Below are 5,193 nucleotides of genomic sequence, written 5' to 3'. Positions count from 1 at the left end.
CACCTCATCCATTTTCCCGGCTGCAAGTGCCTGGTAAAACTTTTCCTGACTGACCATTTCTCCTCCTTCTTATTTTTTTCTTCTTTTCTTTTCACGCTTTGCTATTTTGGCATTTTCATTGGCAACTTTCCCCACCCCTGTACCATCTCCGTAATACGGAACAACCTCTCGAATTTAGCATCAGGCGGGGTGGTATCGCTTATCCCCAGAATAAAGCGATCTCCTGGGACAATCTCCTGAAATAAATTCTTCATGAACCGCTCAAACTCCTCATCGGACATGCTCTGTTCCAGAAGGGCCACCGACGGCACCCCGCCGAAGATGGTAACTTTTCCTTTAAAAGACTTTTTCACCTCGGAAATGGTTACTTTGGTCATTGGCTGCGGGCAGATAGCTTCGGCGATGTCCATACCGCTCTCCGCGATCAAATCCAAAAGACCCTGGTTTTCGCCATCGCAGTGGCAAATCAGCAGTTTCCCTCGCGCGTGAAGCATATCGGCCAATCTTTGCAGGTAGGGCATAATATAATTACGAAAGAACGGAGGATAGGTAATCATCTCGTCGAAATTGCTTCCATGGAAAACCACTTCTGCCGGGGAGTTGGCCAGGACCTGAAAAAGCTGATCATAATAAGGCTCCAGGTCTTCACAGAGCTGGCGCATCTCTTGGGGATGATCGTACATCTCAAGATAAAACTGAGTAGCATCCAGAAAATCTCTCATAATTTGTTGCATGGGGCTGGCCGCCGCCAAACCCCGGGCGGCAGCAAATCCTTTATCTCCCACCTGCCTCTGAAATTCCAACAGCATTCGTTCTTTAGGCGTCATTTCTAAATCCCTTCTATTTTCAAGGTAGGCGATCTGGCGTTTTTTTAAATTTTTTCACAGCCTCCCCGAGCGCAGGATGGAAATGAGCAACCAGATGCCAAAAATGCCGGCGATGGTGAACCCCAAAAGCCCCAAGATGGGAAAGCCGAAAAGAAAAGGTCCGATCTCGGTCCGGATGATCAGGGAAGACCCGATAATCAGGGAAGAAATCAGGAGAGAAAAGGCAATTCGGTTTGACGATCGATTTATATGAAAGGCAAAATTTTCCAGCCCCCGGTGTTCAAAACCAATTTTCACCTTTCCCTGTTTTACCTGTTTGAGGATGTCGCTCATCTCCCCGGGAATTTCCTTGAGCAATTGGATGAGGTCCCCGCCTGAATCAAGAAATTCACCGATGATCCGCCTGGGATGCAGGCGCTCCATTTTGATCCGTTTGATGAAGGGAGCGGCTTTTTCGGCCATGTCCAGGTCAGGATCCAGCGCCACTCCCACCCCTTCTGCTGTGGTTAGGGCCTTGATCATCAGGAATATATCCGGCGGGAGGCGCAGCCGGTGGCGGGTGATCAATGCCAGGAGCGCTTTGGAAATATTGGCGATCCGCAACTCTTTGAGAGGGCGATACAAGTACATCGCTATAAAATCGGCGATGTCTTTTTCCAGGGCCCGCCGGTCCGGTTCAACGTCCCATTCGATAATCTTCAACAAAGCCTGGGCGATTTTGGACTCATCCCGGCAGACATAACCATAAACCAGGTCGGCAAAATTATCCCGGGCCTGCCGGTCAACACTGCCCATCATGCCAAAATCGAGGTAACAGATAACATTGTCCGGAAGGAGGAAAACATTTCCCGGGTGCGGATCGGCGTGAAAAAACCCATGTTGGAAAACCTGTTCAAGGATTAAATCAGTCCCGCGGGAAGCGATGATTTTTCGATCAAAGCCCTGCTGATCCAGCGCGGTCACTTCGGAGGCTTTGATCCCCGGAATATATTCCATGGTCAGGATACGCTCCGTGGTGGCCTCACGATAAATCCGGGGGACGTAAATGGTGGCATTGCCGAGAAACTGACGGGCGAAACGTTCGGTCTGGGATGCTTCAATGGTATAGTCAATCTCCCTTACCAGGGTGCGAGCAAACTCTTCCACAATCCGGGTAGGGCGTTGGATCCCCAATTCCTCAACGTGTCTTTCGATCAGGGTGGCGATATGAAGCAAAATTTCTAAATCCACTTCGATCTGGTGGCGGATGCCCGGCCGCTGTACTTTTACAACCACTTCTTCCCCGCTTTGCAGCCGGGCCCGATGAACCTGGCCGATGGACGCCGCTGCCAGGGGTGCTTCTTCGAAATGTTGAAACTTCTCCTCGATCGGAGCTTTTAGCTCCGCCTCAACAATTTCTCTCACCTGAGCAAAAGGAAAAGGAGGAACCTGGTCTTGAAGTTTGGCTAATTCCTGGGCAAACTCAGGGGGAATCAAATCCGGACGGGTGGAAAGGATCTGGGCCAACTTGATAAACGTCGACCCGAGTTCTTCAAAAGCCATGCGGATCCGCTCGGATCGGGTTAGCTTTTCCACTCGCTCCCGGCGGCTCCTGGAAATCATCTGCATGCCGATTTCCAGGTATTGTCCCACATGCAGCCGGTCTACCAGTTCTCCAAAGCCGTATTTAAATAAAATGGTCAGGATCTGGCGGTACCGGTTGATGTGCCGGTAGGTGCGGGAGACAACGCCGATCTTGCGGATCTGCATCGATTATTCCTTCTTCTCGGCTGCCTTCTCCAGCTGTTCGATTCTTGCTCTCAGTTCTTCCACTTCTGTTCTCGTGGGTATATTGAGCTTCTGTAAGGTGTCATTCACAACCTTATCGATCCTCTCCCCGAAGTCTTTTTTAACTTTCCCGGATTTCTCTTTTAGATCTTGGATTAATTCCTTCCCCTGCTTTTCCGATATTTCACCTTTTTTAACAATTTCCTCCACCGCCTCTTCAATCTTTTCGGCGGTCATGGAGGCCAGCCCTGCACCGATGAAAATCGCTTTTTTAATAAATTCAAACATGGTCCCCCCTCCTTTTTTAAAATTTAATAGGACGCAGATTTATGCCGATAACCGCAGAAACAAAAAAGACGCTATGCGCATAGCGCCAAGCGCTAAGCGACTTTCTGTGTAAATCCGTGTCCAAAAAGGAATTTCCTATACTCTCAAGATACCCCGTGGGGGGAACTTTCCCCCTTCTCAGCAGCTACCCATTCTTTGAATTTGGTCAGCTCTTCAGGAATCATCGGGTAGATATGTTTGGGTTCCGGGAAAACCCTGTTTCTCACATCTTGAACATACGCCGTTAAAGCTTCTGTGCAAACTTTGGCCACTTCAGCGTAGCGCTTCACAAATTTGGGAGTGAAGGCTTCGAAGATCCCGAGCATGTCGCTGACGATAAGGAGTTGCCCGTCGCAATAGGGGCCGGCGCCAATGGACAAAACGGGGATGGTCAGGGTGTCCCGGATATAACCGGCAACCTCCGGAGGAATGGCCTCGAGAAGAATCATGGCCGCGCCCGCCTCCTGCACGGCCAGGGCATCATCGAGCTGGGCCTTAGCACTGTCGAGAGTTCTCCCCTGGGCTTTGAACCCGCCCAATTGGGAAGAACTTTGAGGGGTAAGCCCGATGTGGCCCATCACCAGCATGCCGGCGTCTACGATAGCCCTGATGCGGCTGGCCACGCGCACCCCCCCTTCCAATTTGACCGCATCCATCCTCGCTTCCTTGAAAAAGCGCCCGGCATTTTCCACCGCCGCCTCATCCGTGGTCTGGTAGGAAAGAAAAGGCATATCCCCGATGACACACGTATTCGGGGCTCCCCTGCGTACAGCCTCGCTGTGGACAATCATCTGGTCCATGGTTACGGGCATGGTTCCTTCGTATCCGTAAACGCACATACCCAGAGAATCTCCTACCAGGATCATATCCATCCCGGCTTTCTCAGCGAAGGTGGCCGTGGGGTAATCATAACTGGTGATAAAAGTGATTGGCTCCCCTTTTTCCTTCATCATATAAAAATCCTGAATACTTTTCTTTTTCTTCATATTTCCTCCCGATTAATTTAAGTACCTAAAGTGATCTAAAAGGTCTTACGACTGATGATTTTCAATATTTCACCCGCTGTGAACCCTGGGCAAATTTTATCCTTTATAAATCCGAATAATATCCTTCAGGATCGCTGCGGCCGCTCCTACCGGGTTTGATTTCCCGCCGGAGACCGTCACCCGGTCCATGGTATCCGTAAGGTAGGAAATGGCCTTTTCCGTGCCCCGGACATTGGCCAGAGGATGTTCCCAAGGCAGGGCCATCGGAGCGACAGATGCCACTATTTTCCCTTCTTTTTTCTCCACCTTGCCGATGAGTTTGATAACCTTCCCTTCTTTCTTCGCCCGGTCAACCTCTTCCGGTTTGACCTTGGTAATCCCTTCTACGGAAACATCCTCAAGGGACAGCCCGGCCCGAAAAACTTCGTTGGCAATGAGCAGGATTTTATTGGCTGTATCTCTCCCTTCCACATCCAAGGAGGGGTCGGGTTCCGCAACCCCCATCTTCTGAGCTTCGGCCAAGGCTTCGGCATAGGGGCACCCGTCTTCGTACATTCGGGTGAGGATATAATTCGTGGTCCCGTTGAGAATCCCCTCAGCCGTCAAAACTTCCGTCCCGGCCAGGCAAGAAAGTCCGACGTCCAAGGTCGGTAGGGCCGCCGCAGTTGCCGCGCTGATCATCAATTTGACCTCGGCCTTTTCAGCCAGAGTTTTCAACTCTTTATGCCGGAGGACTAAGGGACCCTTGGCCGCTGTAACTACGTGCCGGCCCTGGCCCAGGGCGGTACGGATGTGCGTCATGGCAGGCTCGCCGTCTCTAATGTTGGTCGGGGTCGTTTCAACCAGCAAATCCGCGATCCCCAAAGTAAGCGCTTCGACCCCGGTAAAGCCTTTCTTGCCATAGCCGATCATATCTTCGACCCGCCCCCCCTTCTCCAGATGAGCCAGAAGATCCTGCAATGGCAAACCCTCAGGGTCAACAGCCGCTCCCCCGATGTCCACGGCCGCCACGACTTTCAGCTTCAATCCATACCGGTTCCTCAGGTCCTTGTCTTTCTGGATAAGCAAACCAACAAAAGCCCTTCCCACTCTTCCCAAACCGCAGATGACGATGCGCACGTCCATAGCCAACCCCTCTCTTGAAATTTGCAGTTTATTCTTTTTACCAGATTAAGGTAAGAAGCTCAACAGACAAAATTGGAATGTGGAGAGGCCGCCAGAATCCGGGAATTATCAATTTTTTCCAAACCAAAAAAATCAAGAAAAAATACAGGCAAACCTCCCTT

At 50.9% G+C, this 5,193-nt stretch carries 5 protein-coding genes; all 5 read right to left on the bottom strand.

What is annotated here, in order from left to right; genetic code table 11:
- Positions 1–101 precede the first annotated feature (101 nt).
- Positions 102–827, bottom strand: coding sequence for a uroporphyrinogen decarboxylase family protein (locus Q7V48_01320; protein MDO9209382.1), 726 nt, complete (start codon positions 825–827; stop codon positions 102–104).
- Positions 828–881: 54 nt separating this feature from the next.
- Positions 882–2,576, bottom strand: a complete 1,695-nt coding sequence (locus tag Q7V48_01315) for an AarF/UbiB family protein (GenBank protein MDO9209381.1) — start codon at positions 2,574–2,576, stop codon at positions 882–884.
- A 3-nt stretch (positions 2,577–2,579) separates the two neighbouring features.
- Positions 2,580–2,882: a phasin family protein gene (locus Q7V48_01310; GenBank protein MDO9209380.1), complete on the bottom strand. Its 303-nt coding sequence runs from the start codon at positions 2,880–2,882 to the stop codon at positions 2,580–2,582.
- Between the two features lie 143 nt (positions 2,883–3,025).
- Entirely contained in the window at positions 3,026–3,907 is an 882-nt protein-coding gene (gene panB, locus Q7V48_01305; protein ID MDO9209379.1) for a 3-methyl-2-oxobutanoate hydroxymethyltransferase, read from the bottom strand.
- Between the two features lie 96 nt (positions 3,908–4,003).
- Positions 4,004–5,032, bottom strand: coding sequence for a homoserine dehydrogenase (locus Q7V48_01300; GenBank protein ID MDO9209378.1), 1,029 nt, complete (start codon positions 5,030–5,032; stop codon positions 4,004–4,006).
- Positions 5,033–5,193: the final 161 nt, after the last annotated feature.

This window comes from Deltaproteobacteria bacterium, from assembly GCA_030654105.1.
Classification (GTDB): Bacteria; Desulfobacterota; SM23-61; order SM23-61; family SM23-61; genus JAHJQK01.
The sequence above is the reverse complement of the archived record's forward strand: the minus strand, read 5'-3'. Positions and strand labels throughout refer to the sequence as shown.